22 protein-coding genes are annotated in these 25,544 nt (G+C 63.9%); 16 read left to right on the forward strand and 6 right to left on the reverse strand.

Annotated features, from left to right (window positions below):
* The first annotated feature begins 100 nt into the window (after positions 1 to 100).
* The 3 genes from argS to M1E05_RS05825 all read left to right on the forward strand — a co-directional run bounded on the left by argS (position 101) and on the right by M1E05_RS05825 (position 5,016).
* Positions 101 to 1,867, forward strand: coding sequence for an arginine--tRNA ligase (gene argS, locus M1E05_RS05815; protein ID WP_458111725.1), 1,767 nt, complete (start codon positions 101 to 103; stop codon positions 1,865 to 1,867).
* Between the two features lie 284 nt (positions 1,868 to 2,151).
* A complete protein-coding gene (gene menD / locus M1E05_RS05820; RefSeq protein ID WP_461164715.1) occupies positions 2,152 to 3,876 on the forward strand; it encodes a 2-succinyl-5-enolpyruvyl-6-hydroxy-3-cyclohexene-1-carboxylic-acid synthase in 1,725 nt (574 codons plus the stop codon).
* 144 nt (positions 3,877 to 4,020) lie between these two features.
* Positions 4,021 to 5,016, forward strand: coding sequence for a hypothetical protein (locus M1E05_RS05825; RefSeq protein WP_461164716.1), 996 nt, complete (start codon positions 4,021 to 4,023; stop codon positions 5,014 to 5,016).
* Between the two features lie 58 nt (positions 5,017 to 5,074).
* On the opposite strand, the gene M1E05_RS05830 is transcribed toward M1E05_RS05825, so the two are convergent.
* The 4 genes from M1E05_RS05830 to M1E05_RS05845 form a co-directional block, all read right to left on the reverse strand.
* Complete coding sequence (locus M1E05_RS05830; protein ID WP_461164717.1) at positions 5,075 to 5,872, reverse strand: amino acid ABC transporter ATP-binding protein; 798 nt, start codon at positions 5,870 to 5,872, stop codon at positions 5,075 to 5,077.
* A gap of 11 nt (positions 5,873 to 5,883) precedes the next feature.
* On the reverse strand, positions 5,884 to 6,675 hold the full coding sequence (locus M1E05_RS05835) for an amino acid ABC transporter permease (protein WP_461164718.1): 792 nt from the start codon (positions 6,673 to 6,675) through the stop codon (positions 5,884 to 5,886).
* A gap of 113 nt (positions 6,676 to 6,788) precedes the next feature.
* Positions 6,789 to 7,592, reverse strand: a complete 804-nt coding sequence (locus M1E05_RS05840; RefSeq protein WP_461164719.1) for an ABC transporter substrate-binding protein — start codon at positions 7,590 to 7,592, stop codon at positions 6,789 to 6,791.
* A gap of 201 nt (positions 7,593 to 7,793) precedes the next feature.
* On the reverse strand, positions 7,794 to 9,191 hold the full coding sequence (locus M1E05_RS05845; protein WP_461164720.1) for an isochorismate synthase: 1,398 nt from the start codon (positions 9,189 to 9,191) through the stop codon (positions 7,794 to 7,796).
* A 122-nt stretch (positions 9,192 to 9,313) separates the two neighbouring features.
* Between M1E05_RS05845 and M1E05_RS05850 the strand changes: the two genes are divergently transcribed.
* From M1E05_RS05850 to M1E05_RS05865, 4 genes are all read left to right on the forward strand, one after another.
* Complete coding sequence (locus M1E05_RS05850; protein ID WP_458114549.1) at positions 9,314 to 10,099, forward strand: demethylmenaquinone methyltransferase; 786 nt, start codon at positions 9,314 to 9,316, stop codon at positions 10,097 to 10,099.
* A gap of 6 nt (positions 10,100 to 10,105) precedes the next feature.
* Entirely contained in the window at positions 10,106 to 11,425 is a 1,320-nt protein-coding gene (locus M1E05_RS05855) for a geranylgeranyl reductase family protein (protein ID WP_461164721.1), read from the forward strand.
* Positions 11,422 to 12,522 carry a polyprenyl synthetase family protein gene (locus M1E05_RS05860; protein ID WP_461164722.1) on the forward strand — a complete coding sequence of 367 codons (1,101 nt, stop codon included), beginning with the start codon at positions 11,422 to 11,424 and terminating at the stop codon, positions 12,520 to 12,522. The genes M1E05_RS05855 and M1E05_RS05860 overlap by 4 nt, the downstream gene beginning before the upstream one ends.
* 471 nt (positions 12,523 to 12,993) lie before the next feature.
* Entirely contained in the window at positions 12,994 to 13,845 is an 852-nt protein-coding gene (locus M1E05_RS05865) for an endonuclease domain-containing protein (protein ID WP_461164723.1), read from the forward strand.
* Positions 13,846 to 13,967: 122 nt separating this feature from the next.
* Here the strand turns inward: M1E05_RS05865 and M1E05_RS05870 are convergent, their stop codons facing one another.
* The gene (locus M1E05_RS05870) at positions 13,968 to 14,390 is read right to left on the reverse strand and encodes a hypothetical protein (RefSeq protein WP_247042083.1); all 423 of its coding nucleotides are present in this window, start codon (positions 14,388 to 14,390) and stop codon (positions 13,968 to 13,970) included.
* A gap of 14 nt (positions 14,391 to 14,404) precedes the next feature.
* Positions 14,405 to 15,070, reverse strand: coding sequence for a trimeric intracellular cation channel family protein (locus M1E05_RS05875; protein WP_461164724.1), 666 nt, complete (start codon positions 15,068 to 15,070; stop codon positions 14,405 to 14,407).
* Between the two features lie 62 nt (positions 15,071 to 15,132).
* On the opposite strand from M1E05_RS05875, the gene M1E05_RS05880 reads away from it, so the two are divergent.
* The 9 genes from M1E05_RS05880 (at position 15,133) to cobA (ending at position 25,523) form a co-directional block, all read left to right on the forward strand.
* A complete protein-coding gene (locus M1E05_RS05880; protein WP_461164725.1) occupies positions 15,133 to 15,870 on the forward strand; it encodes a sirohydrochlorin chelatase in 738 nt (245 codons plus the stop codon).
* A 146-nt stretch (positions 15,871 to 16,016) separates the two neighbouring features.
* Entirely contained in the window at positions 16,017 to 17,759 is a 1,743-nt protein-coding gene (locus M1E05_RS05885) for a nitrite/sulfite reductase (RefSeq protein WP_461164726.1), read from the forward strand.
* Entirely contained in the window at positions 17,756 to 18,496 is a 741-nt protein-coding gene (locus tag M1E05_RS05890) for a phosphoadenylyl-sulfate reductase (RefSeq protein WP_461164727.1), read from the forward strand. Before M1E05_RS05885 ends, M1E05_RS05890 begins: the two co-directional genes overlap by 4 nt.
* On the forward strand, positions 18,493 to 19,455 hold the full coding sequence (gene cysD, locus M1E05_RS05895) for a sulfate adenylyltransferase subunit CysD (protein WP_461164728.1): 963 nt from the start codon (positions 18,493 to 18,495) through the stop codon (positions 19,453 to 19,455). Before M1E05_RS05890 ends, cysD begins: the two co-directional genes overlap by 4 nt.
* Positions 19,455 to 20,888: a sulfate adenylyltransferase subunit 1 gene (locus M1E05_RS05900; RefSeq protein ID WP_458111710.1), complete on the forward strand. Its 1,434-nt coding sequence runs from the start codon at positions 19,455 to 19,457 to the stop codon at positions 20,886 to 20,888. The genes cysD and M1E05_RS05900 overlap by 1 nt, the downstream gene beginning before the upstream one ends.
* Before the next feature lie 248 nt (positions 20,889 to 21,136).
* Positions 21,137 to 22,282, forward strand: coding sequence for an ABC transporter substrate-binding protein (locus tag M1E05_RS05905; RefSeq protein WP_461164729.1), 1,146 nt, complete (start codon positions 21,137 to 21,139; stop codon positions 22,280 to 22,282).
* 75 nt (positions 22,283 to 22,357) lie between these two features.
* Positions 22,358 to 23,083 (forward strand): ABC transporter ATP-binding protein, encoded by a 726-nt coding sequence (locus M1E05_RS05910; RefSeq protein ID WP_309107875.1) that lies wholly within the window; start codon positions 22,358 to 22,360, stop codon positions 23,081 to 23,083.
* The gene (locus tag M1E05_RS05915; protein WP_461164730.1) at positions 23,073 to 24,020 is read left to right on the forward strand and encodes an ABC transporter permease; all 948 of its coding nucleotides are present in this window, start codon (positions 23,073 to 23,075) and stop codon (positions 24,018 to 24,020) included. The genes M1E05_RS05910 and M1E05_RS05915 overlap by 11 nt, the downstream gene beginning before the upstream one ends.
* Before the next feature lie 219 nt (positions 24,021 to 24,239).
* Positions 24,240 to 25,523 carry a uroporphyrinogen-III C-methyltransferase gene (gene cobA, locus M1E05_RS05920; RefSeq protein WP_461164731.1) on the forward strand — a complete coding sequence of 428 codons (1,284 nt, stop codon included), beginning with the start codon at positions 24,240 to 24,242 and terminating at the stop codon, positions 25,521 to 25,523.
* The last annotated feature ends 21 nt before the right edge of the window (positions 25,524 to 25,544 follow it).

Raw genomic sequence — 25,544 nt, forward strand, 5'->3', positions numbered from 1 at the left:
AGCGTTTGGGGTTTGGGGGCGAAAGGTGAGGGAGCGTTTGGCGTTTGGCTGCGAAAGGTGAGGGAGCGTTGCTTTTGGCGCCGACTGATATTTTGACAGGGTGAACAGCCCAGCCGACCTGCTTGTCCCCAGAGTCCAAACCGCCATTGCCCAAGCCTTCGGCGAAGAATTCCACCAGACAGACCCAGTGATCCGGCCCTCGCAATTCGCCGACATCCAGATCAACGCCGCCATGGCCCTGGCCAAGAAAGTGGGCCTTCCGCCAAGGGAGGTCGCAGCCCGGATCGTAGAGGCATTGGAAGTGAATGGCATCTGCACTTCGGTTGAGATCTCCGGCCCCGGCTTCATCAACCTCACGTTCGACGGCACTTGGATAGAGGAACTCCTCAACCAAGCGAGGGAGCACGACGGCGAGCCGACGGCGGTACGGCATCGCGTCGTCGTCGACTATTCCTCCCCAAACGTGGCCAAAGAAATGCACGTTGGCCACCTGCGAACCACCGTGGTGGGCGACAGCCTGGTGCGCGTGCTCGAGGCGCTCGGGCATACGGTGATCCGGCAGAACCACATCGGCGATTGGGGGACGCCGTTCGGTATGCTCATTGAGCATTGGCTGGAGGTGGGCGAGGGATCGCAGGAGGCCGCGCTGCTGGTGGATGACCCCAGCGCGTTCTACCAGGCGGCGCGGGCAAAGTTCGACGCTTCTGTCAATGATGAGGACGGTTTTGCCGCAAGGGCACGACGGCGGGTGGTTGCTCTGCAGGGCGGAGACCAGGAGACGTTTGAGGTGTGGAAGCGGCTGGTGGCTCAGTCGAAACTGTACTTCAACGCCATTTATGCCAAGCTCGGCGTGAGCCTGACCGACGACCATATTGCCGGCGAGAGCTCCTATGACGCTGATTTAGCACGCCTGTGCCAGGAACTCGAGGACCTTGGAATTGCGCGGGTAAGCGATGGTGCCCTTTGCACTTTCCCTGCTGGCTTCACCGGACGCGACGGCGAGCCCCTGCCGCTCATCATCCGTAAGTCCGACGGCGGCTACGGTTACGGGACCACCGACCTCGCCACCATCCGCTACCGTGTCCGTGAACTTCACGCCGACCGGGTGCTTTATGTCGTTGGAGCTCCGCAAAACGTGCATCTGCGGATGGTCACGGCGACGGCTCGAGAAGCTGGCTGGCTGCCGGAAACCGTCGAGGCCATCCATGTGCAGATCGGCAACGTGCTGGGGGAGGACGGAAAGATTCTGAAGTCACGCTCCGGCGCCCCCGTGAAGCTCATGGCGCTGTTGGACGAAGCCGTGGACAGGGCTCGCGCCGTTGTTGACCTAAGCCGGCCTGATCTGACTCCGGAGGAACGCGAGCTGACGGCCCGGCAGGTAGGAATCGGCGCAGTGAAATATGCCGACCTCTCCGTGGGGCACGACACCGAGTACGTCTTCGACTTTGACCGGATGCTCGCCCTAAACGGGAACACCGGGCCCTATGTGCAGTATGCCGCGGCCAGAATCCGGTCCATCCTGCGGAAGGCCGGGGCGCTGGAGGGCTCGACTGACGGAGGAGCGGGGGGTGCGGGAGCAACGGTGGCCGGGATCGCCGTCGTCGAACCGGCCGAGCGGGCGCTTGCGCTGCATCTTCTGGAGTACGGAACCACCCTTCGGAAGGTAGGCGAACTGCTGGAACCGCACCGGCTTTGCGCATATCTTTTTGAGCTGGCCCAGCTCTTCACCACGTTCTACGATCAGTGCCCTGTTCTGAAGGCTCCCGAATCCGTACGCGAATCACGGCTGGCCCTGTGCGGACTTGTCCTCCACAGGCTAATCGAAGGCCTGGACTTGCTGGGCATTGAAACGCCGGAGAATATGTAGCCGCCTGTGGCCTGACCTGTAACGCTCCCTCACGTTTCGTCGGTTTTTTCAAGACGCTCCCTCACCTTCCGTCGCCGGACGGGCGAAAGGTGAGGGAGCGTTTGGGTTTTGGGGGCGAAAGGTGAGGGAGGGTTTCGGTTTTGGGGGCGAAAGGTGAGGGAGGGTTTCGGTTTTGGGGGCGAAAGGTGAGGGAGGGTTTGGGTTTTGGGGGCGAAAGGTGAGGGAGGGTTTGGGTTTTGGGGGCGAAAGGTGAGGGAGGGTTTGAAGGGTGGCAGACTGGTTCGGTGACTTCTGAGAACACTGGGCCTGCCCGGAACATCCTGACCTCGCTCGCTGCGGCCCGGGTTGCTGTTGCGTCGCTGGTCGAGGGCGGGGTGCATTACGTTGTGGTGGCGCCGGGTTCGCGGTCGGCTCCCATGGCCTATGCTCTGGCTGAAGCCGACGCAGCCGGTCTGGTTGAACTGCTGGTCCGAATCGACGAGCGCGCGGCCGGCTTCACAGCTCTTGGGCTCGCATTGTCCACCGGAGCGCCGGCCGCCGTGCTGACGACGTCCGGAACTGCCGTCGGAAATCTACTCCCGGCCGTGATGGAGGCCAACCACGCTGCAGTCCCGCTGGTAGTCATTTCCGCGGATAGGCCCACGGAACTGCGGGGGACCGGAGCCAACCAGACCACCATCCAGCTGGACCTCTTCGGCGAGCACGTGCGTTTCGCCGCCGACGTCCCCGCGGGCGACAATCCCCAGCGCGCAGTCGAAACCGCCCTGAGCGCAGCCACCGGGGCGTTCGACGACGTCGCTCCCGGTCCCGTTCAGCTCAACCTCGCCTTCCGGGATCCCCTGGTGCCGGCCGAGGGGGAGGGGCTGCCGGCGAGCCCAGACCGCCGCCACTATTTGGTTGGACGATCCCCGGAAGCCCTGGTCCTGCCGCCCGCCCCCACCGAGCTGCCGGAGCGGAGGACAGTGGTCCTTGCCGGGCACGACGCCGGTCCCGTCGCCGAAGCCTTCGCCCGCGCCCACGGCCTCCCCCTGCTCGCCGAACCCTCCTCCAACTCCCGGTTCGGGCCGAACGCGGTGGGACCCTACCGTTTGCTGCTCGAGCACTTCGGACCGGACTCCCCGCTGCCCCTCGAGCGCGTCGTGGTCTTTGGCAGGCCCACCCTTTCCAGGCCTGTTGCATCATTGCTGGCCCGCCGCGACATCCCCAGCGCGCTCTACCAGCCGGTCGCCGTGGCCTGGTATGAGTCAGGGCGTCGGCGCGAAACACCCATCGACAACCTCACCGACCTGGCGCAATTCTCGGGACGCGGCTCGTCGGAGTGGCTGGACGCGTGGCTGCTTTCGGGGGCCTCGGCTCAGCACGCCCTGGACGAAGTTCTTTCGGCGTCAGGTGCTGCGACTGGCCCCTCCGTTGGGGCAACCGTGTGGAAACACTCCCGCGGACAGCTGGTACTGGGCTCCTCCAACGGCATCCGGGACGTCGACCTCGCCGGCCAGCCGGGCCCGAAACCGCTTGCCACCGTCTTTGCCAACCGGGGCCTTGCCGGAATCGACGGAACTGTTTCCACGGCTACCGGAATCGCCAGGGGCGGGCGGCAGGAGACAACCCTCCTGGTGGGTGATGTCACCTTCCTGCACGACGCCGGCGGGCTCCTCCTAGGGGCCGGGGAACCCGAGCCTCAATTGCGGATTGTGGTGCTCAATGACGGCGGCGGCGCTATCTTCGACCTCCTCGAGCACGGTTCTGTCCGGGCCTCCGGACAGTACGGAGACGTCGTCGAGCGCCTCTTCGGCACCCCGCACACAGTGAACCTTTCCGCGCTCGCCGCAGCGTACGGCGTCGACCATTGCTCGGTGACGACGACGGCGGGACTTGCCGAAGCGCTGTCCGCGCGGCCGGAGGGGCGCCAGATTGTCGAGGTGCGCACGGACCGGGTGGCCCTGCGCGAGCTGCATGGCACGATCAAGGCCGCGGTTGCTGCTGCGGTGGCCGGCGTGCTCGCCCCGTAACACCCCCTGAGGACGCGCAAACGGTCGGAGGACACCCGTATTTGCGTGTCCCTGGACCATATGCGCGTCCTGGATCCAGAAGGTTGTCCACATAGCCGCGCTTGACCCTCCAGGCGGCAGGGATATTGGTGCGATGTTGTCACCATGAATGAGCTTCCCCAGCTGATCCTCGCCAGGAACCTGACAGAAATCGGTGCCAGCCCACGTCCACTGTCCGCCGCGCTCAAGGCCGGGAGTCTGGTGCGGATCCGCCATGGTGTCTATGTGGATGCCGCGGAGTGGGGCGGGCTCAGCAGCTGGGAGCAGTACAGGCTTCGGATCGGGGCCGTGGCCGAAACGTGCCGGGCTCCCACAATCTTCTCGCATCATTCCGCCGCGTCGGCGTGGGAGATACCCACCATTCTGCGCCGGCAACCCGTTCATGCGCTGACCACGTATCGGGGCGGTGGCAGGTCCCGTGCCGGAGTCCGGCGGCATCTGGTTGATCCCGCGAGCATGGATGCCGAGGAGCTGGACGGTCTCCTGGTCACATCCCGCATCCAGACAGTCCTGGACCTCGCCGCCTTCGTGCCGTTCGCGGAGGCTTTGGTTCCGCTGGACCACGTGCTGAAGCCCGACGGCGTGCGCGGACTTCCGGCACTGACCAAGGAGGGGCTGCTCGGAGCTCTGCCCGGGCGATACCCCCTGGCAGCAGAACGGCGAGTGGCCGCGGCCATAAAATTCGCCGACCGCACCTCTGCCTCCGCCGGGGAATCCTATAGCCGCGGTCTGATCCATTCAGCAGGGTTTGCCACGCCCGTACTGCAGTATGAGGTGCGCAGCGGGACAGGCAGGATTGGGTACTCGGACTTCTATTGGGAGGAGAGCCGCACAGTGGGGGAGTTCGACGGGATTGCCAAGTACCAGAACCCCGAATACCTCAACGGCAGGAGCCCGGGACAGGTTGTGGTCGACGAAAAGCTGCGTGAGGACCGCATCCGGGCGACGGGCCGGAACGTCGTGAGATGGGTCTGGGCCGATCTCTGGAAGGCGGGCGAACTCGGCCGCAGGCTGACGGCGGCAGGGGTGCCCCGCCGTCGTCCGCTCTCCTCAGGACACGGAAACGGTGGCAGGACGCAGAAACGGTCCAGGGACACCTGAATGTGAGTGTCCCCGGACCGTTTGCGCGTCCCGGCGCGTCCCAGCCCGTCCCGCGACCCTAGGAGAGGTCGATGTGCGTCGGATCGAGGACCCGGCGCAGGAACTCCTTGGTGCGGTCCTGGGTGGGAGCGCTGATGACCTGCTCGGCCGAGCCTGCCTCCACCACAACTCCGCCGTCCATGAACACCACGCGGTCCGCCACTTCCCGGGCGAAGCCCATCTCGTGCGTCACCACCAGCATGGTCATGCCTTCCTTGGCGAGGTTGCGCATGACGGACAGGACGTCGCCGACGGTCTCGGGGTCCAAAGCGGAGGTGGGCTCGTCAAACAGCATGAGCTCCGGATCCATGCTCAGCGCCCGGGCAATCGCGACGCGCTGCTGCTGGCCGCCGGAAAGCTGGTCCGGGTACCGGTCTGCCAGGTGCCCCAGACCCACGCGGTCCAGGTTGGCCTGCGCCACTTTGTCCGCCTCGGCCTGGGAGCGCTTGAGCACTTTGGTCTGCGCCACGGTGCAGTTCTGCAGCGCGTTCAGGTGCGGGAACAGGTTGAACTGCTGGAACACCATTCCCACTTTGCGCCGCATCCGGTCAATGTCTACGTCCGGGTGGGTGGCCTCGAAGCCGCCCACATGGACAGTACCCTCGTTGGGCTGTTCGAGGAGATTCACGCACCGCAGCAGGGTGGATTTGCCGGATCCGGACGGTCCGATCAGGCACACCACTTCGCCCGGCGCTACTTCCAGGTCGATGCCCTTCAGTACTTCGTTGGAGCCGTAGGACTTGCGGAGACCCTTGAGGGAAACACCGGCTGCCTGTACGTGCCCGGCTTTCGGGGAGGAATTTACGACGTCGTTCATGAGTGTCCTGCCTATCGCTTCGTCCGCGCGGAGCGGCTTTCGAACTTCCGGGCCAAGAGGCTCAGCGGGATGGTGATCACCAGGTAGAACGCGCCGGCAACCAGGAGCGGAGTCAGGCCTGCACCGAGGCTCGAGATACCGTCGCGGCCGAACTTGGTCAGTTCGTACTGCGAAGCGGTGAGGCCCAGGACGTAAATCAGTGACGAGTCCTTGGTCAGCAGGATGACTTCGTTGGTCAGCGGCGGCAGCACGATCTTGAACGCCTGCGGAATGATGATGGTGACCATGGCCCGCCACTGCGGCATGCCCAGGGATCGAGCGGCTTCGAGCTGGCCCTTGGGAACAGCCTGCAGACCGGCCCTCAGGGTTTCGGCGATGTAGGCCGCAGCCACCATGCCGAGGGACACCATGACCACAACGGTCACGTTCCAGGACACCCCGAATGCCAGCGGAACGCCGTAGCCGAAGGCAATAAAGACCAGCAGGGCAGGGATGCCGCGGAAGAACTCGATGTAGCCGGTGGCGATCCAGCGGTAGAGCGGGAAGCTGGAGAGCTTCATCAGGGCCAGGAGCAGGCCGCCGGAGAGGCCCACGATGAAGCCGAGGAAAGTGTAAACAAGGGTGTTCGTCAGGCCGACCAGGAAGATGTCCGGGAACATCGGGCCGATCTTGCCAAAATTGAAGACGCTGGCGCCGATGGTCTCCCAGTCCGTGGCCAGGATCAGTGCGGCCACGGCCACAATGAAGATCCCCGCTTGGACGTTCAGGCTGACTCTGGCTCGTTGAGTTGCGGTCATTGCCATGATGTACTCACATTCATTTTTGCGCAGCCTTGAGGCCCCGTCGCCCGTGTACGGACTGCTTCCAGGACGATCCGGGGCCTCAGCTGCTTAGGTCTCAGGGATTGAGGTGCCGGCTACTTGGCGGCGCCGCCGAACCAGGTGGTCTGGAATTTCTTCAGGCTGCCGTCATCCGTCAGGCGCTTCAACGTGGCGTTGACCTTTTCGGCCATTGCAGTGTTGCCCTTCTTGATGGAAATGCCCAGCTGCTCGCCGGTAGAGTAGTCCTCGACGGACTTGAGCTTTGAGTCGTCCTTGATGGCGTAGCCCAATACCGACTGGTTTCCCAGGGCTGCATCGATGGTGCCGGCCTGGAGAGCCTGGACCAGGAGTCCGGTGTCTTCGAACTGCTGGGCGTCGAGGCCCTTTTCCTTGGCGTAGTCGGCCCCGGTGGTGGCCTGCTGGACACCCACCTTCTTGCCCTTGGCGTCATCGAGGTTCTTGACACCTGAATCCTGGGAGGCCACCAGTGCGAGGTCATCATCCATGTACGGCGTTGAGAAGTCCATGACTGACTTACGGGTGTCCGTGATGGAAATCGAGGAGATGGAGACGTCGCATTGGCTGAGGGCGGTCCCGGTTTCGATGGCCTCGAAGGAGCTGTCCACGACGTTGAGTTCCGCGTTCAGGTCCTTGGCCACTTCGGCAGCGATGTCCATGTCAAAGCCGACGATCTTGCCGTCCTTCTGGAACTCGAAGGGCTCGTAGGGGACGTCCGAGCACACCGTCAGTTTGCCCGACTCGATGAGCTGGATGCCGTCTTTTGCGGCCGGGGTGGCGCCGCTGGTGCCGCCGCAGGCGGTGAGGGTGAGCGCTCCGACGGCGAGGATTGAGGCTGCCTTGACGGCGAATTTTGCCGCGGCAGGGGACTTCGGCTGCATAGTTTTCTTACCTTTTGTTGCTGGGGATGTGTTCTGAGACGGCTAATAGTGTATCTGCTGCAATAGAGATGTGCGTCACAGGAAACTTTGTTTCACTATTGGATAACTATTGGAGCACAAAAAACAAGCCTGTTTTTGGGAAGCGTGTCTTGGATACCGGACTGCACCGGTGAACCAAGCGTCTGAATCAGAAAAGCGCAATCAGCTGCTGATGCCCAAGGACTCGAGCATGGGACGGAATTTGGCCCATGTTTCCGCAAGTTCCGCTTCGGGTTGTGAGCCTTCGACGATCCCGCACCCGGCGTACAGGCGGACGGTATCCGGAGCCTCGATCACGGCACCACGAAGGGCGATGCCCCACTCGCCGTTTCCTGCAGCGTCGAGCCAGCCCACCGGTCCCGCATACGGTCCGCGGTCCATGTGCTCGAGCTTCCGGATCAGTGCGCCAGCCACGAGGGTGGGCGTCCCGCACACGGCTGCAGTGGGGTGGAGCGCGTTGATGAGGGCAAGGCACGTGGGGACGTGGCCCTCCACCTCAGTGAGTTCGGCCTTCACATCCGAGGCCAGGTGCCACACATTGGGCAGCTCGAGGATGAACGGTTCGCTGTGGGCGTTCATGGCTTCCGAGAAGGGCGCCAGCTGTTTGGTCAATGACTGGATGGCGATCTCGTGCTCGTGCCGCTGCTTCGCGGAACCGGCTAGCACCCGCTCGGCAAACTCGAGGGGTGAGCCTTCCATGCCATCGGCATCGCGACGGTCCAGGGTCCCCGCCAGAACACGGGCCTGCGCCGTGCGGCCCTCCACCTGGATGAGCATTTCCGGCGTGGATCCGACGAGGCCGTCCACCCCGTAGGTCCAGCATTCCCGGTACCTGATGGCCAGTTGCCGAAGGATCTCGGCGGCGTTGACGCCTTCGGGCAGCGTGGCCACGATGTCCCGTGCCAGCACCAGTTTTTCGAGCTTTCCGGTGCGCACTTCAGCGACTCCGGCGGCCACCGCGGCCATCCAGTCGTGCTCGCTGAGCGACCCGGTTTCGAGCTTCGTTTGGGGCACGACGGCGGCACCCGGCTCCGCGGGCACCCCACCAAGCGGCTCCCCAGCGGGCGCCCCACCACGGGACGTGCCACCCGCGGGTACCCCACCAAGCGGCTCCTCCGGCCCCTCCGCCGAGCCCTCAAGCCACCCCTTCAGGGAAGCGAGGGCGCCGGCCTCGGTGAGCTCGACGTCGTCGAACGTTAACTGCGTGAGCCAGGCCCTGCCGTCCCGGACCCCCACCACAATCTCAGGCACAATCAGCCGTGAACGGTGGGTGGACAGCTTGGAGAAAGCGAAGGAGCCGAAGGCCACCGGGCCTGTGCCGGGGCACAAAACGAGGTCCTCGACGTCGGCCTCGAGCACCAGGTGGCGCCACCAGATGTCGGCTTCCAGGAAGCGGTCCGGGCCGGTTGCGCTGAAGCGGGTCAGCTCCCCGAAACCGACGAGACCTGCTTCGCGGCGGGTCCAGCAGAGGACGTCGTCCCGCGTGAGAAATGACGGCAGCCCCCGTTGCGCTGATCCTGCGTCCAGGGGGACTGTTAAAGTACGGAACGTGCTCGTCATGATGGGTCAAGAGTACTTGAAAGTACCGTGGTCCTTGGGTGCTTTCGGGTATCGCCATCTTCCGCCGCACCCGGGCACACCCGTGGTTCGTGGGCCTGCCTAACATTTGAGACAATGGCATGGTGAACCGAGCATCCTTGGATAAGCGTCCGGACGAAGTAGCCACGATGTTTGACGACGTCGCCCCCAAATACGACGTCGTCAATGATGTCCTCTCGATGGGGCAGACCCGCCGTTGGCGCAGAGTGGTGGTGGAGGCCGTTGATGCCATCCCGGGCCAGCGGGTGCTGGATCTGGCTGCCGGAACCGGAACGTCAAGCGAGCCGTACGCCGATGCCGGCGTCGACGTCGTGGCTTGCGATTTCTCCCTCGGAATGCTCAAGGTAGGCAAGCGCCGCCGCCCGGATATCGACTTCATTGCCGGTGATGCGACCCGCCTCCCTTTCGCGGACAACTCCTTTGACGCTTCCACCATTTCCTTCGGCCTGCGCAACGTCAACGAGCCCAAGAAGGCGCTGGCCGAGATGCTCCGCGTCACCAAGCCCGGCGGCAAGCTGGTCATCGCCGAGTTCTCGCAGCCCGTGGTTCCGCTGTGGCGCACCATGTACACCGAGTACCTCATGCGCGCGCTCCCGGCCATTGCCGTCAAGGTCTCCTCCAACCCGGACGCCTACGTGTACCTCGCCGAGTCCATCCGCGCCTGGCCGGACCAGGACCACCTCGCTGCCTGGCTGCAGGAAGCCGGCTGGGAAACGGTCACGTACCGGAACCTCAGTGGTGGGATCGTGGCAGTGCACCGTGCCCACAAGCCGCTGGATTCAACGCCCGACGGCGGTGCTGCCGCCATCGCCGCCCACACCGGCCCGGTTGCTAAACTGCGGCGCAACATTTCGCGCAGCACGCGCTAGCTCTCTGTGAAAGTTCTGATAGTAGGCGCAGGCCCCGCCGGATCCACCGCTGCGTATTACCTTGCCCAAGCCGGCATTGAGGTAACGGTGCTGGAGAAAACCAGCTTCCCGCGCGAAAAGGTCTGTGGCGACGGCCTGACGCCCCGGGCTGTCCGGGAGATCCAGAAACTCGGCCTTCCCAACGCGGAAGAGGACGGCTGGCGCCGGAACAAGGGCTTGCGGCTCCTCGCCGGCGGTCGGAGTATCGAGCTCCCCTGGCCCGAAGTTTCTGACTTTCCCCAGTACGGCCTGATCCGCACCCGCCTCGGTTTCGATGAAGAGCTGGCCCGTCACGCCCAGGCCGCCGGCGCCGTCATCCTCGAGCGTCACAGCGTCACCGAAACGCTCCGCGCGGAAGACGGCCGGGTCATTGGCGCCCGCGCCGCGACCCTGGACGAGTCCGGACGAAAGACGGGGGAGTCGCATGACTTTACTGCCGACGTCGTACTCGCAGCGGACGGCAACTCAACCCGCACCGCCGTTTCCCTTGGGATCCAGAAGCGCGACGACCGCCCCCTCGGCGTCGCCGTCCGCACCTACTTCACTTCGCCCCGCACCGACGACGACTGGATGGAAGGCTGGCTTGAGCTTCCTGGCCGCGACGGCAAACTGCTGCCCGGTTACGGCTGGGTGTTCGGCGTGGGCGACGGCACCTCCAACGTGGGCCTCGGAATCCTGAACTCGTCCAAGGAATTCGGCAAACTGGATTACAAGCAGGTGCTCCGCGAATGGACCGCCGGCATGCCCGCCGAGTGGGGCTTCACGCCGGGAAACCAGGTGGGGGAGATCCGTGGAGCGGCGCTGCCCATGGGCTTCAACCGCACGCCGCACTACTCGCCAGGGCTCTTGCTGCTGGGCGACGCCGGCGGGATGGTGTCGCCGTTCAACGGAGAGGGCATCTCCTATGCCATGGAGTCGGCCCGCTTCGCCGCCGAGTTCATCATTGCCTCCGATTCAGCGCACGACGCCGACTCCCACCTCGCGGGATACGCGGACTACGTGAGGGGCCAGTGGGGGTCGCACTTCACACTGGGCCGGGCTTTTGCCGCATTGATTGGCAAGCCGGCCATCATGAAACTCGCCCTGCGGACCGGTATGCCAATTCCCGTGCTGATGCGGTTTGTGGTGCGGCTGCTGGCCAATCTCACCGATCCTGCCGCCAAAGGGTTTGAGGACAAAGTGATCCGCGTGCTTGAAGCGCTGGTCCCGGCAACGTCCAACACCTCGAGCCCGCCCTTAGCCACCAAACAGCGGTTTCCGCAACAAAAAGTTAGGGTTAACCCGTGACCAACTCTGCAGACCAAAGCTGGACGCATGCCGGACACGGCCTGCCGAGCTCTGAACCCGATCTAAATACCACTGCCATTGCCACGGGGCTCCAGCTGCCCACTGGCTTCGCGGCCATCGCTGAAGACCCTGAATTGGGCCCGGCGATCACCACCAACCTGGCGCGGGTGGAAAAGAAGCTGCGCGAGGCCATAGCCAACTCGGATCCCCTCGCCGACGCAACGTCGCGTCACCTGGTGGAAGCCGGCGGCAAACGGATCCGGCCCCTGTTGACGCTGCTGTGCGCCCATCTCGGTGACGCTTCCCTGCCCGCGGTGGTTCAGGCCGCCGTCGTAGTGGAGCTGACCCACCTCGCCACGCTGTACCACGACGACGTGATGGACTCGGCTCCCTTCCGCCGCGGTGCTCCCACGGCCCACGAGGTCTGGGGTAACTCCGTAGCCGTCCTCACCGGCGATCTCATCTTTGCCCGGGCTTCCATCCTGGTTTCGGAACTGGGTTCCCGCGCTCTGGGAATCCAGGCACGCACCTTCGAACGGCTTTGCCTGGGCCAGCTTCACGAGACCGTGGGCCCGCGTCCGGACGAGGACCCCATTGAGCATTACCTCTCGGTCATCTCGGACAAGACGGGTTCCCTGGTGGCTGCGTCCGGCCAGCTCGGTGCCATCTTTGCCGGAGCGGATGACACATACGAAGAGGTGCTCGTGGAATACGGCGAAAAAGTGGGTGTTGCCTTCCAGCTCGCGGACGACGTCATTGACGTCACGGGCATCAAGGTGAAGTCCGGAAAATCGCCTGGCACTGACCTGCGCGAAGGTGTGCCTACCCTGCCGGTTCTGCTGCTCCGTGAAGCTGCTTCGGCTGGAGACCAGTCCGCGGTGGAGCTCCTTGATCTCATCGACGGCGACCTCTCCTCCGACTCCGCTTTGGCTGAGGCAGTTGCAGGGCTTCGCGAGCACCCCGTCACCGCTGAGTCCTGGGTTGTGGCGCGCCGCTGGGCCGATGAGGCAATTGCTGCCCTTGCTCCCTTGCCTGAAGGCGTGGTCAAGACTTCGCTGAGCAACTTCGCTTCGGCCGTGGTGGACCGCAACAGCTAGCCCTGTTGGGCTTTTTGTTTCTTTTGGGAGTTTTTGGGCTTTGGGCTGCCGCTTTTTGTGGAGCTGGGGTTCTTTGGTGCGCCAGGGTCTTTGTGGTGCCGCAGATTTAGCCGGGCTTTAACGGAACAGCCCCGGTCCCTGCGCAACGTTCGTCATCCGCTGCACTGAACCGGGGCCATTTCTCCGTTCGCATCAGATCCACCGGAGGCAATTAGTGGATCCGTGTATGAGTCTATGACAGATATGTCATGTTGGCTAACCAGCGTGTAAATGGCGTGTCACAATTCTTCCCTGCCGAAGTGCGTAACTTATACCGCTTTCAGCGAGGAGTGCCCCCGGAAAATCAGGGTCTGAGCTGCCCTGAACCGGCAAAAGTTACGCATTCTGGCAGGACCTGAGCCTGACCATGATTGTCCACATAGCCATTTGCATGTCTTTCCGGGGCGCCGCTGCCCACTCACTGTTGCTTGAGTGGACATCGTTGAATTTCTCCAGCTCAATGGAGGCGCCGCCCGGGCCTCCAGGATCCGCGCTTCCGGGTTCGGCAGGGTGGCGTTAGGGCAGGCACTGGGCCGTGGCACAGTGATCAAGGTCAGCCATGGGATCTACGGGCTTTCCAGCAACGGTGACGTGGCCCAGGCCCTGGCGCATGGCGGATTGCTTACATGCCTGTCAGCGGCTGAAATCTACAGACTGTGGACCTTGAAGCAGGCCGCGCGGCTCCACCTGTGCCGGAGCCACCCTGTTCCAAGCCAAGGTGTCGCCGAGCATGGCAGGCCCAAGCATGAGCGTCACGCCTGGCTCCCTGTGGCTGGCCTGGCAGATGTGCTCCTTCACAGCTTGCAGTGTCTGCCCGAGCTCGAGTCCCTCGTTTTTGTGCAGTCGGCCGTGGGACGCGGAGATATCTCGCTCGACTTCCTTTATGCCAAGGCAATGGGACGGCGGAATGGCAAAGTACGTGCAGTATTGGATCAGTTGATTCCGAGAGCCGACTCACTGCTGGAAGTGCTCGCGAATACCCATTTTGCGAGGGCCGGATTGCGAGTCCGAAGGCACGTTTTCATTCCTGGGGTAGGCGAAGTGGACTTCCTGGTGGAGGAATGCCTTGTGGTGGAAACCGATGGGCGCACTCATTTTGAGCCTAAGTCGGTCAAGCGTGATCAGCGGCGCAATAACAGGAGCACGCTGGGTGGTTACCTGGTGCTGCGTTACTACTATGACGACGTCGTTTTTGCACCGGATGAGATGGTGGCCGAAGTCCTGGCCGTCCTTGAGTTGTGGCGTCGTGGGAAATTCAACGGGTCCCCGAACGTAAATGCGTAACTTTTGGCCCCGGCAGCTGCCTCCAGCCCCGTGATTCCAAGGTCCGCAACCCCCGTAGACGCTAGAAGTTACGCAAATCGGCCGGGGACAAAGCGGCGGAGGCGAAGGGCAGACCAGACAACCTAGTCCTCGTCGTTGAAAGCCCACTCGAACATGTCAAAGACGAACTCGGAGAACGTACCCTCTTCGCTCTTCCATTGGCCGCGGGCATTGTTGCGGCGCCACACAATGGGATCGGGAACATTGAGATCGCCCACGCGGAAACCCCAGGTGAACTGCTCTTCCTCGTCCTCAAGGAACATCAGGAAGCCTTCATCGTCCACTTCCAGTTCCTCTGGGTCCCAGAAGTAGTGGTAAGCCTCCATGAGATCTTCGCAGCCACCCACGGCTTCGTAGAACTCGCGGAGCACCAGCGGGACCGTAAATTGGTGGTCTGCCAGGGCTTTGTCGAGCTCCTCCTGGGACAGTCCATCCTCTTCCTGCCATTCGTCTTCGAGATACTTCGGAACGAGCGCACGGAACTTCTCGAGGAACATGTCAGTCATGGCTCTTATCCTAGCTAATCGCGGGGCCTGCCTGCGCCGTCCAAACCCAGCCGGTGCCATCCTCGGACAGCCAGCGGAACGTGCCACGAACGGCGCCAGGCGGCTACCCGGAAAGCGAAAACAACAGCCGCCACAACACACGCAGTAATGGCGTTGAAGGAACCTGTGAGCCAGAGGACGGTGGTCAGTGCGGCGCCGGCAAAAGCGGGCAAAGCGTAAATGTCCTTGGGATCGAACAGTTGTGGCACTTCATTGGCCGTAATGTCGCGCAACAGCCCCCCGCCCACCGCTGTCGTGACACCCAGGAGCACCGCGGCAAAGGGGTTTATCCCTAACGAGAGGGCCTTCAACGTCCCGGTGATGCAGAACAGGGCCAGCCCGGCGGCGTCGAACAGGATCAGGAGGGAGGTGAAGCGCTGGACGCTGGAAAACAGGAAATACACCAGCAGGGTGGCCAGCAGCGGCGGGGCGAGGTACGCGGGATTGCTGAAGGCAGCGGGAATGGTGTTGAGGATGATGTCGCGGATCAAGCCGCCACCCAACGAGACAAGGGATGCCAGGAGCAGGGAGCCCACGATGTCGAACTGTTTGCGCGCAGCAAGCAAGGAACCCGACACCGCGAAGAAGAAGACTCCGGCGAGGTCCAGCCATACCAGCGCGATGTCAAAAGGGAAGGTCATGCAGCGGCATCCAGTGGATTTCGAAGGGCGGACGGGGCGGCTCCAACGTTACGCTAGCCCTTATGAAGAACCCGATCCTGATCGCCTGTTCCCACGGGACCTCCAATGCGCAAGGTGCAGCAGAGGTGAATGCCCTGCGCGATGAAATCGCAGCCCTGCGGCCGGGTTTGGATGTCCGGGAGTCATACGTCGACGTTCAGCAACCGGATCTGGTGGACGTTGTGGCTGCACTTCCCGACGGCGAGCCTGCCGTGGTGGTACCGCTGCTCCTCAGCGTTGGATACCACGTCAAGGTGGATATCGCCCGGGCCGTGAAGAGCCGTCCGGGAACCCTCGCCGCAGCACCTTTGGGACCGGATCCGCGGCTTGCGGCCCTGCTGGACCAGCGCTTGCGAGAGGCCGGAGTTACAGATCGCGACGCCGTCGTGCTGGCCGCCGCTGGTTCATCCAACCCCAACGCCGCAATCAGCGTCGAAGAACTGGCCGAGCAGTTGCGCGCACTCCGCACCAACAGGATCGTCGCTGCCTATGGCGCGTCTGCCAAGCCGTCGGTGCCCGACGCAGTCGCCATGCTTCGCGAGGAAGCGGCGGGCGGTGCGGGGGCGGGGGAGTCCGCAGGAGCCGTGGACGACGACGGCCGCGTGGTTATCGCGTCCTACCTCCTGGCGCCGGGCTACTTCCACGACCAGCTGGCCAAGGCCGGCGCCGATCTGGTGACCGAGCCCTTGTTGCCGTCGCCGATCGTTGCGGAGATTGCCTTGGAACGGTTCGACGCCGCGCTAGCCAAACTCCCCGCCTGACGCGCAGCTTCCCTCATGGGACGCGCAGCATCCCTTCTGGCCAGAAATTGCTGCAACCGGCCAAGAACATGACGAAATATTTCCCTAGGTGACCTCCCGTTTCCCAACCTTTGTGACGCGTTTCCGGTCCCCTTTACAGTCGATGCATGACTGATACAGCTCTAGCCGGAGCGTCCGCGGATTCCGCTCCGAAGCGACCGGCCCGCACCTCCCGCCCGGCAGCGAAGCCGCACGGCCAGTGGAAGGTTGATGGCACCGAACCGCTGAACGCCAACGAAACCTGGAAACAGGAAGACGACGGCCTCAACGTCCGTGAGCGTATCGAGTCCATCTACTCCAAAGAGGGCTTCGACTCGATCCCCGGCCAGGACCTTCACGGCCGCTTCCGCTGGTGGGGCCTGTACACCCAGCGCAAGCCCGGGATCGACGGCGGCAAGACCGCCACTCTTGAGCCGCACGAGCTTGAGGACAAGTACTTCATGCTGCGCGTCAGGATCGACGGCGGCGCCCTCACCACTGAGCAGTTGCGCGTCATCGGCCAAATCTCCGTTGACTTTGCCCGCGATTCCGCCGACCTCACTGACCGCCAGAACATCCAGCTGCACTGGATACGGGTGGAAGACATCCCCGAGATCTGGCGCCGCCTCGAAGGTATCGGCCTGTCCACCACCGAGGCCTGCGGCGACGTTCCGCGTGTCATCCTGGGATCACCCGTGGCAGGCATCGCCAAGGATGAGATCATCGACCCCACGCCGCTGATCGCCGAGCTGGGCGAACGCTTCATCGGCAACCCGCTGCTCTCCAACCTGCCGCGCAAATACAAGACCGCCATCACGGGCCACCCGAGCCAGGACGTGGTCCACGAGATCAACGACTTCGCCCTCGTCGGCGTACGCCACCCCGAGCTGGGCGTCGGTTACGACCTCTGGGCCGGCGGCGCACTCTCCACCAACCCGATGCTCGGCAAGCGTCTCGGTGCTTTCGTGAAGCCCGAGGAAGCTGCAGAGGTTTGGCTCGGCGTGACCAGCATCTTCCGCGACTACGGCTACCGGCGCATGCGCACCAAGGCCCGCCTGAAGTTCCTGATGGCGGACTGGGGTCCGGAGAAGTTCCGCCAGATCCTCGAGGACGAATACCTCGGCTACAAGCTTGCAGACGGCCCCGCCGCACCCAGGCCCACCAGCCCGGGCGACCACATCGGCGTGCACGAGCAGAAGGACGGCAAGTTCTTCATCGGTGCCACCCCGCTGGCGGGCAGGCTTTCCGGCAAGCAGCTGGTGAAGCTTGCTGACACCCTTGAGGCCAGAGGCTCATACCGCCTCCGCACCACGCCCCACCAGAAGCTCGTGGTCCTCGATGTTCCCAAGGACCAGGTTGAGCCACTGGTTGCCGAGCTGGACGCCCTGGGCCTTTCCGCCCGCCCGTCGGTGTTCCGCCGCGGTACCATCGCCTGCACGGGCATCGAGTACTGCAAGCTGGCCATCGTGGAAACGAAGGTCACCGCAGCTACCGCCGTCGCCGAGCTCGAGCGCCGCCTCGCGGACCTCGCAGCGTCCGGTGAATTGCCGCACGCCCTGTCCCTGCACATCAACGGCTGCCCCAACTCCTGCGCCCGCATCCAGACCGCGGACATAGGCCTCAAGGGCATGATGCTGCCAACGCCCGACGGCGACCCCACCCCCGGCTTCCAGGTCCACCTGGGCGGCGGACTGGCATCCACTGACCGCGACGAGGCAGGCCTGGGCCGCACCGTCCGCGGCCTCAAGGTCTACGTCGAGGATCTTCCTGACTATGTAGAGCGAGTGGTCCGCAGCTTTGTGGCCCAGCGCAATGAAAACCAGACTTTCGCCGAATGGGCTCATGCAGCTGATGAGGAGGCACTCCAGTGAGCGCGGCTCAGCCATCGCCTGTCAACGCCCCGGTCGCCAAGCGCGGTGTCGAGGAGCTCAAAGCCCTCGCAGAGTCCGGTGCTGCCGAGCTCGGTTGGGACGCTCCTGCCCGTGACGTGATTGCCTGGGTGGCGCGCAACTTCGAACTGCCCGCCGTCGCGGTCGCCTGCTCCATGGCCGACGCCGTCCTCCCGGCCCTCGTCGCCGACCAGATCCCCGGCGTCGATGTCCTGTTTTTGGAGACCGGCTACCACTTCCCGGAAACCTACGCCACGCGTGACGAGGTGGCCGCCAACCTCCGCGTCAACGTGGTGGACGTCCTCCCCGAGAACACTGTGGAACAGCAGGACCGGCTCCTGGGCAAGGACCTTTTCGCCCGTGACGCCGCCCAGTGCTGCGCCCTCCGGAAAGTTGCTCCGCTCAAGCGCACCCTTGCCGGCTACGAGCTGTGGTTTACCGGAGTACGCCGCGACGAAGCCCCTACCCGCACCAACACGCCCCTGGTTACCTGGGATGAGGCAAACGGCCTGGTCAAGGTCAACCCGGTTGCGGCATGGAGCTTCGACCAGCTGGTGCAGTACTCCGACGACAACCTCCTCCCCGTCAACCCGCTGCTTTCACAGGGCTACCCGTCCATTGGCTGCCAGCCCTGCACCCGGAAGGTGGCGCCGGGCGATGACCCCCGCGCCGGCCGCTGGGCAGGAACCGACAAGACAGAATGCGGACTACACGTATGAGCACCCAAATCACCAACGAGGACCTGGAGCTGTCTGTGCTGGAATCTGACACCACCGTCCCAGCCACACGCCTCTCCAGCCTGGACACGCTTGAGTCCGAGGCCATCCACATCATCCGCGAGGTTGTAGCCGAGTTCGAGAAGCCTGCGCTGCTCTTCTCCGGCGGCAAGGACTCCGTGGTGATGCTGCACCTCGCCACGAAGGCCTTCTGGCCCGGCAAGGTTCCGTTTCCCGTGGTGCATGTGGACACGGGTCACAACTTCCCCGAGGTCATCGACTTCCGTGACCGGACTGTGGAGCGGCTGGGCCTTAAGCTCGTCGTCGGCAGTGTGCAGGAGTTCATTGACCGCGGCGAGCTGGCCGAGCGGGCTGACGGTACCCGCAACCCGTTGCAGACCATTCCGTTGCTGGATGCCATCCAGTCCAACAAGTTCGACGCTGTCTTTGGCGGCGGCCGCCGTGACGAGGACAAGGCCCGCGCCAAGGAGCGCATCCTGAGCCTCCGCGACGAGTTCGGCCAGTGGGACCCCCGCAACCAACGGCCCGAACTGTGGAACCTCTACAACGGCCGCCACACTGTTGGCCAGCACGTCCGGGCGTTCCCCATCAGCAACTGGACCGAGCTGGATGTGTGGCGCTACATCGAGCGCGAGAACATCGAGTTGCCCGGCCTGTACTACGCCCACGAACGCGAAGTCTTCGCCCGCGACGGCATGTGGCGCGCCGTGAGCGAGGTGTCGCAGCCCCTGGACACCGAGGAAGTCATCACCAAGACGGTCCGCTACCGGACGGTTGGCGACATGTCCTGCACCGGCGCTGTTGAGTCAGCTGCCGCTACCGTGCGCGACGTCGTCATCGAAGTTGCCGCCTCCACCATCACCGAACGTGGCGCCACACGCGCAGATGACCGCATCTCCGAGGCCGCCATGGAAGACCGCAAGAAGGATGGCTATTTCTAATGAGCACCGATATTGACACCGCCCGCGCGGCAGCCCTCCTGGATGAAGCCCCGCTGACGAACGCGACGCTGTTCCGCTTCGCCACCGCCGGATCGGTCGACGACGGCAAGTCCACCCTCGTTGGCCGCCTCCTTCACGATTCCAAGGCGATCCTGGCCGATCAGCTCGAGGCCGTAGCCCGCACCTCTGCTGACCGCGGCTTTGGCGGTTCCGGAGCCACCGGCACTCAAGCGATTGACCTGGCCCTCCTGACCGACGGCCTGCGTGCCGAACGGGAACAGGGCATCACCATCGACGTCGCCTACCGCTACTTCGCCACGGACCGCCGCAGTTTCATCCTCGCGGACTGCCCCGGCCACGTTCAGTACACCAAGAACACGGTGACCGGCGCGTCCACTGCGGACGCCGTCGTCGTACTCATTGACGCCCGCAAGGGTGTCCTCGAGCAGACCCGCCGGCACCTGTCCGTGCTGCAGCTGCTGCGTGTTCCGCACGTGATTGTTGCGGTGAACAAGATCGACCTCGTGGACTTCAGCGAAACTGTCTTCCGTGAGATCGAAGCAGATGTTCAGCAAGTGGGACGCGAACTCGGTCTCGGCAGCGACGGCATTGCCGATCTGCTGGTTATCCCGGTTTCGGCCCTCGACGGCGACAACGTCGTGGACCGCTCGGAGCGCACCCCCTGGTACGACGGACCGGCGCTGCTGGAAACGCTGGAGTCCCTGCCTGCCGCCGACGAGCTCGAAAGCCACCTGGAGAGCTTCCGGTTCCCCGTGCAGCTGGTCATCCGGCCCCAGGGCGCACTCGCTCCCGATGCGGTTGCCGGCGGCCTGGACGTGGAAAAGTACCGGGATTACCGCGCTTACGCCGGGCAGATCACCGAGGGTTCCGTGAAGCTCGGCGACAAGGTTACTGTCCTGACTCCGGGCCAGGGTCCGAGGACCACCACGGTGACAGGGATCGACTTCGCAGGCGCAGAGCTGACCGAAGCAGCTGCACCCCAGTCAGTCGCGATCCGCCTCGCCGATGAATTCGACGTCGCCCGTGGTGACACGATCGCGGCCGCCGGCACCATCCGGGAAAGCTCAGCGGATCTTTACGCCGCGCTGTGCTGGCTTTCGCCCAAGCCGCTCCGCGAAGGCGCCAAGGTACTGGTCAAGCACGGTACGCGCACAGTCCAGGCGCTGGTGCGCAACGTCACCGGCAAGCTCGATCTCGCCAACTTCCAGCTGGAGGCCACGTCCAACCTGGAACTGAACGACATCGGTCACGCCCAGCTCCGGCTCGCTGCCCCGCTGCCGCTGGAGAACTACCTGCACCACCGCCGCACCGGCGCATTCCTGGTGATTGATCCGATCGACGGCAACACCCTCGCGGCCGGGCTCGTGAACGACCACCCGGGCGACCACGAGGACGAGCGCTACTCCATCTAGTTCCGCTGTCCCCAGTTCCGTCGAAGTCACGGTTTCCGAAGTCAGGGTTTCCGAAGTCAGGGGTCCGGGCCGCCCACTACGGGTGCCCGGACCTTCGACTACCTATTTCCTGACGTCCCGCTACGGGTTCCCGGACAGTTCAGCTGTGGAGACACTTAGAGTGACCGAACATGACGCCACGTGAACTTGCATGACCCTGAGTTTCTGTTTCATTTAGCCCCGATTGTGACACTCCCTATGGTGAATTCATGACTAGCCCACAGCCCGGCATGAAGCGCATTGTTGCTGGCCAGAGTAACAAGCCCCAGCGCAGCCGCGCCGTGGAGATCGCGCTGGCCATTGGTCTGGTCCTGCTGATCGGAGCAGGTGCCGCGGTTTCCTCGGCGATGTCCAATGCCCAATCGGCGGCTCCGGCCCCGGCGTCGGACGCCCAGGAACTGAAACTCGGTTACTTCGGCAACATCACCCACGCTCCGGCCCTGGTTGGCGTCAGCGAGGGCATTATTGCCAAGGAATTGGGCAGCACCCGGCTCAGCACCGAGTCCTTCAACGCCGGCCCGGCAGCCATAGAAGCCCTCAATGCCGGAGCGATCGACGCAACCTACATCGGCCCCAACCCGGCTATCAACTCGTTCGTCAAGAGCCAGGGTGAGTCCGTCAGCATCATCGCCGGGGCTGCGGCGGGCGGAGCGCAGCTCGTTGTCAGGGAGGGCATTAACTCGCCTGCTGATCTGCGGGGCAAGACATTGGCGTCGCCTCAGCTTGGCGGAACCCAGGATGTCGCTTTGAGGTCCTGGCTGGCGAAACAAGGCTTCAAAACCAACACCGACGGCAGTGGCGACGTCGCCATCAATCCCACTGAGAACGCTCAGACCTTGAAGCTTTTCCAGGACGGAAAGCTCGACGGCGCGTGGTTGCCTGAGCCGTGGGCCTCGCGGCTGGTGCTCCAAGCCGGAGCCAAGGTACTGGTTGACGAGAAAGATCTCTGGGACGGCTCGTTGACTGGAAAACCTGGCGAGTTTCCCACCACCATCCTGATCGTGAACAAGCAGTTCGCGGCCAGCCACCCTCAAACGGTCAAAGCACTCCTGAGGGGGCATGCCCAGTCGGTAGCGTGGCTCAATGATGCTCCGGCCGCCGAGAAAGCGTCCGTGCTCAACGCCGCCTTGAAGGAAGACGCTGGAGCCGAGCTGAAGCCGGACGTCCTGGAGCGTTCTCTTCAAAACATTGTTTTCACCGTGGACCCGCTCGCAGGAACCTACAAGAAACTGCTCCAGGATGGTGTCGAGGCCGGCACCACCAAGCAGGCAGACCTCAACGGGATCTTCGACCTAACGGCCCTGAATGAAGTTACAGGCGAGAACATCGCGGCCGCCGGACTCGGCAAAGAATAGCTCGGCAAAGAATAGCTAGGCAAAGACTAGCTTTCACGTCGGCTCCACCATCATCAACTAGCAAAGGACGGGACCATGCCAGTCGTACTGGAAAACCTGGGTAAGCGCTTCGGCGACGGCGCCCCGGTACTGGACGACGTCAACGCCAGCATTGCTAAAGGGGAGTTCGTCGCCCTGCTGGGTGCCTCAGGCTGCGGCAAGTCAACCCTGCTGAACATCATGGCGGGACTGGAGCTGCCGACGTCGGGCGCTCTTGAAGTCCCCAGCGATGGCGCCGCATTCATGTTCCAGGACTCGGCACTGTTTCCGTGGTTGACAGCCAGGGAGAACGTTGAGCTTGCCCTGAAACTGCGGGGCGTGGGTAGGTCGGAACGGCGGGTTAAGGCCAACGAGCTTTTGGAGCTGGTGCACTTGGCGGAAGCCGGGGATAAGCGCCCGCACGAGCTCTCCGGCGGTATGCGCCAGCGTGTAGCCCTGGCCCGTTCCCTCGCCCAGGACCGCCAGTTGCTGCTGATGGACGAGCCCTTTGCAGCCCTGGACGCCATCACCCGCGACCTCCTTCACGACGAACTCGAGCGGATCTGGAAGGAAACCGGCCGGACCATCGTGTTCGTGACGCACAACGTGCGCGAAGCCGTCAGGCTTGGCCAGCGTGTGCTGCTCCTGTCCTCCAGGCCCGGCCGCGTGGTCCAGGAATGGAACGTCACCGAGGAACACCGAACTGACGCCGGGCTTGCCGGACAGCTGACCGGGGTCATCACGGCCCGGTTGCGAGAGGAGATCCGTCGCCATGCCAAGTAATCCCACTCCACTGCAGGACGTTTATACGGAGCCAGAGGAATCGCATAAAGTCCACGCTGCGCTGACGCGTTCCTCAACCGGCTCCGAGGACCTTCGTGAGCTCGGCAGCGGTCTGGATTCGCTCCAGTCGGACGCCGTGCGGAAGGCCGGGATCGACTGGACGCGCATCCTGCTTCCGATAGCTGCAATCGCGGTTCTCATCGTCATCTGGCAGCTCTATGTGTCCATGGGCTTCAAGCGGCGCGACCTCGTTCCCGGACCCATGGATGTTGTGGCTCAGTTCGGAACCCTCTGGGGTGAGGGCAAGCTTCAGGAAGCGGTCTGGACTTCCCTTCAACGCGGACTCCTTGGCTTCCTCATCAGCGTGGCCATCGCAACCCCGGTCGGTTTGCTGCTTGCCCAGGTTGCTCCGCTGCGCCGTGCATTCGGCCCGCTGATTTCCGGGCTACAGGTTCTGCCGTCCGTCGCATGGGTGCCTGCAGCCATCATCTGGTTCGGGCTCACCGACGCCACGGTGTACTTCGTCATTTTCATGGGCGCCATCCCGTCCATCATCAACGGACTGATCTCGGGTGTGGACCAGATCCCGCCGCAATATAGAAGTGTCGGCACAGTCCTGGGTGCCTCCCGGCTCCAGATGGCTGTGCAGATCGTCCTTCCCGCAGCCCTCCCCGGCTACCTCAGTGGTCTCAAGCAGGGTTGGGCGTTCTCCTGGCGCTCCCTGATGGCAGCTGAGATCATCGCGGTCGGCGGAACCATTGGTTTCGGCCTCGGCTCCATGCTGAACCAGGGCCGCGACCTGTCCGACATGACAATCGTGATGTCCGCCATCCTCCTGATCCTCGCGATCGGCATCCTGATCGAACTGCTCGTCTTCGCACCGATTGAGAAGCGACTACTGCGCAGCCGCGGCCTCCTCGCCGGCAGCACCCGCTAAGCAACCCGCTCCCGCCGCCCGCCAGGACGCAATCGGTCGGGGGACGCGCAAATGGCTTGGGGACACCCGAATACGGGGGTCCCCGAGCCATTTGCGCGTCCTGGGGTAGGAAACGTGTCCTGGGGTAGGAAAGGGAGGAAAGTTACGCAGCATTACCTTGCGTGAACTGGTGTTTCCGCGGCGTTGGCCCCCAATGTGACGCGGCCCTACCGTTGATTCATGGCTATCCAGGACATCTATCCCACAGCGCTGCGCCTCCTCGGCCGCCCCGTGCTGGTGGTGGGCGGCGGTCCCGTCGCTGCCCGCCGCGCCAAGGGACTCCTCGACGCCGGAGCCCGGGTCACCGTCGTCGCTCCTGTTGCGTCAGCCGCTCTCCTGGAACTGGCCGACGCCGGACTCCTCACCTGGGAGCAGCGGCCTTACCAGCCTTCCGACGTCGAGGTTGTCTGGTTCGTCCAGACCGCCACCGGCGACTCCGCCGTCGATGCCCAGGTCTCCGCCGATGCCGAAGCGCAGCGCATCTGGTGCGTCAACGCCTCCGACCATGAGGCTTCAGCTGCCTGGACCCCCGCAGTCGCCGTTGTAGACAACGTCCATATCGCCGTGAACGCCGGGGGAGACCCGCGCCGAGCCATGGCATTGCGCGATGCTGTTGCCACCGCTTTGGAGACGGGCGACCTTCCCCTGCGCCGTCGTCGTGCTTCCACCGATGCCGGTTCCGTGGCCCTGGTGGGCGGCGGACCAGGCGACTCCGGCCTCGTTACGGTGCGTGGACGGCGGCTCCTTGGCCAGGCCGACGTCGTGGTTGCCGACCGCCTTGGTCCCCGCGAACTCCTCAAAGAATTGGCCCCCGACGTCCGCGTCATCGAGGTCGGCAAAACCCCTGGCCACCATCCTGTTCCGCAGTCGGAGATCAACCGGATCCTTGTCGACGAGGCGCTGCAGGGCCACCGCGTGGTCCGGCTCAAGGGCGGCGACCCGTACGTTCTGGGCCGCGGCGGCGAGGAAGCAGAGTTCTGCCGGCAGCATGGCGTCGAGGTTGAAGTGGTCTCCGGTGTCACATCCGCCATCTCCGTACCAGCGGCCGCCGGCATTCCGGTGACGCACCGTGGCCTGGCGAAGGGCTTCAGCGTGGTCACCGGCCATGAGGAGCTTGCCGAGGTCCCGGCCCGTGCCGACCACACTGTGATCTTGCTCATGGGAGTGGGGCAGTTGCGTGCCTCTGCCGCCTCTCTGGCCCAGGCCGGGCTGCCTGAAGATACTCCCGTTGGTATTGTTGAAAACGGCTATTTGCCTAACCAGCGCGTGACGATCGGCACCCTGGCGTCCATAGCGGACCAGGCAGAAGCCACCGGCGTCGCTAACCCCGCGGTAATCGTGATCGGTGACGTTGTTCGCGTCAGTCCGTTCGCGCCGTCGCACTTCAAAACTTCCGACTACAGCACCATCACTCCGAACCGCCCCCGCACAACCCTGAGCTCCGCCCGCGTTCTCACCACCTGATGCAGAAGAAAAGGAACACAG

The sequence above is a fragment of the Arthrobacter sp. R4-81 genome, assembly GCF_054792365.1.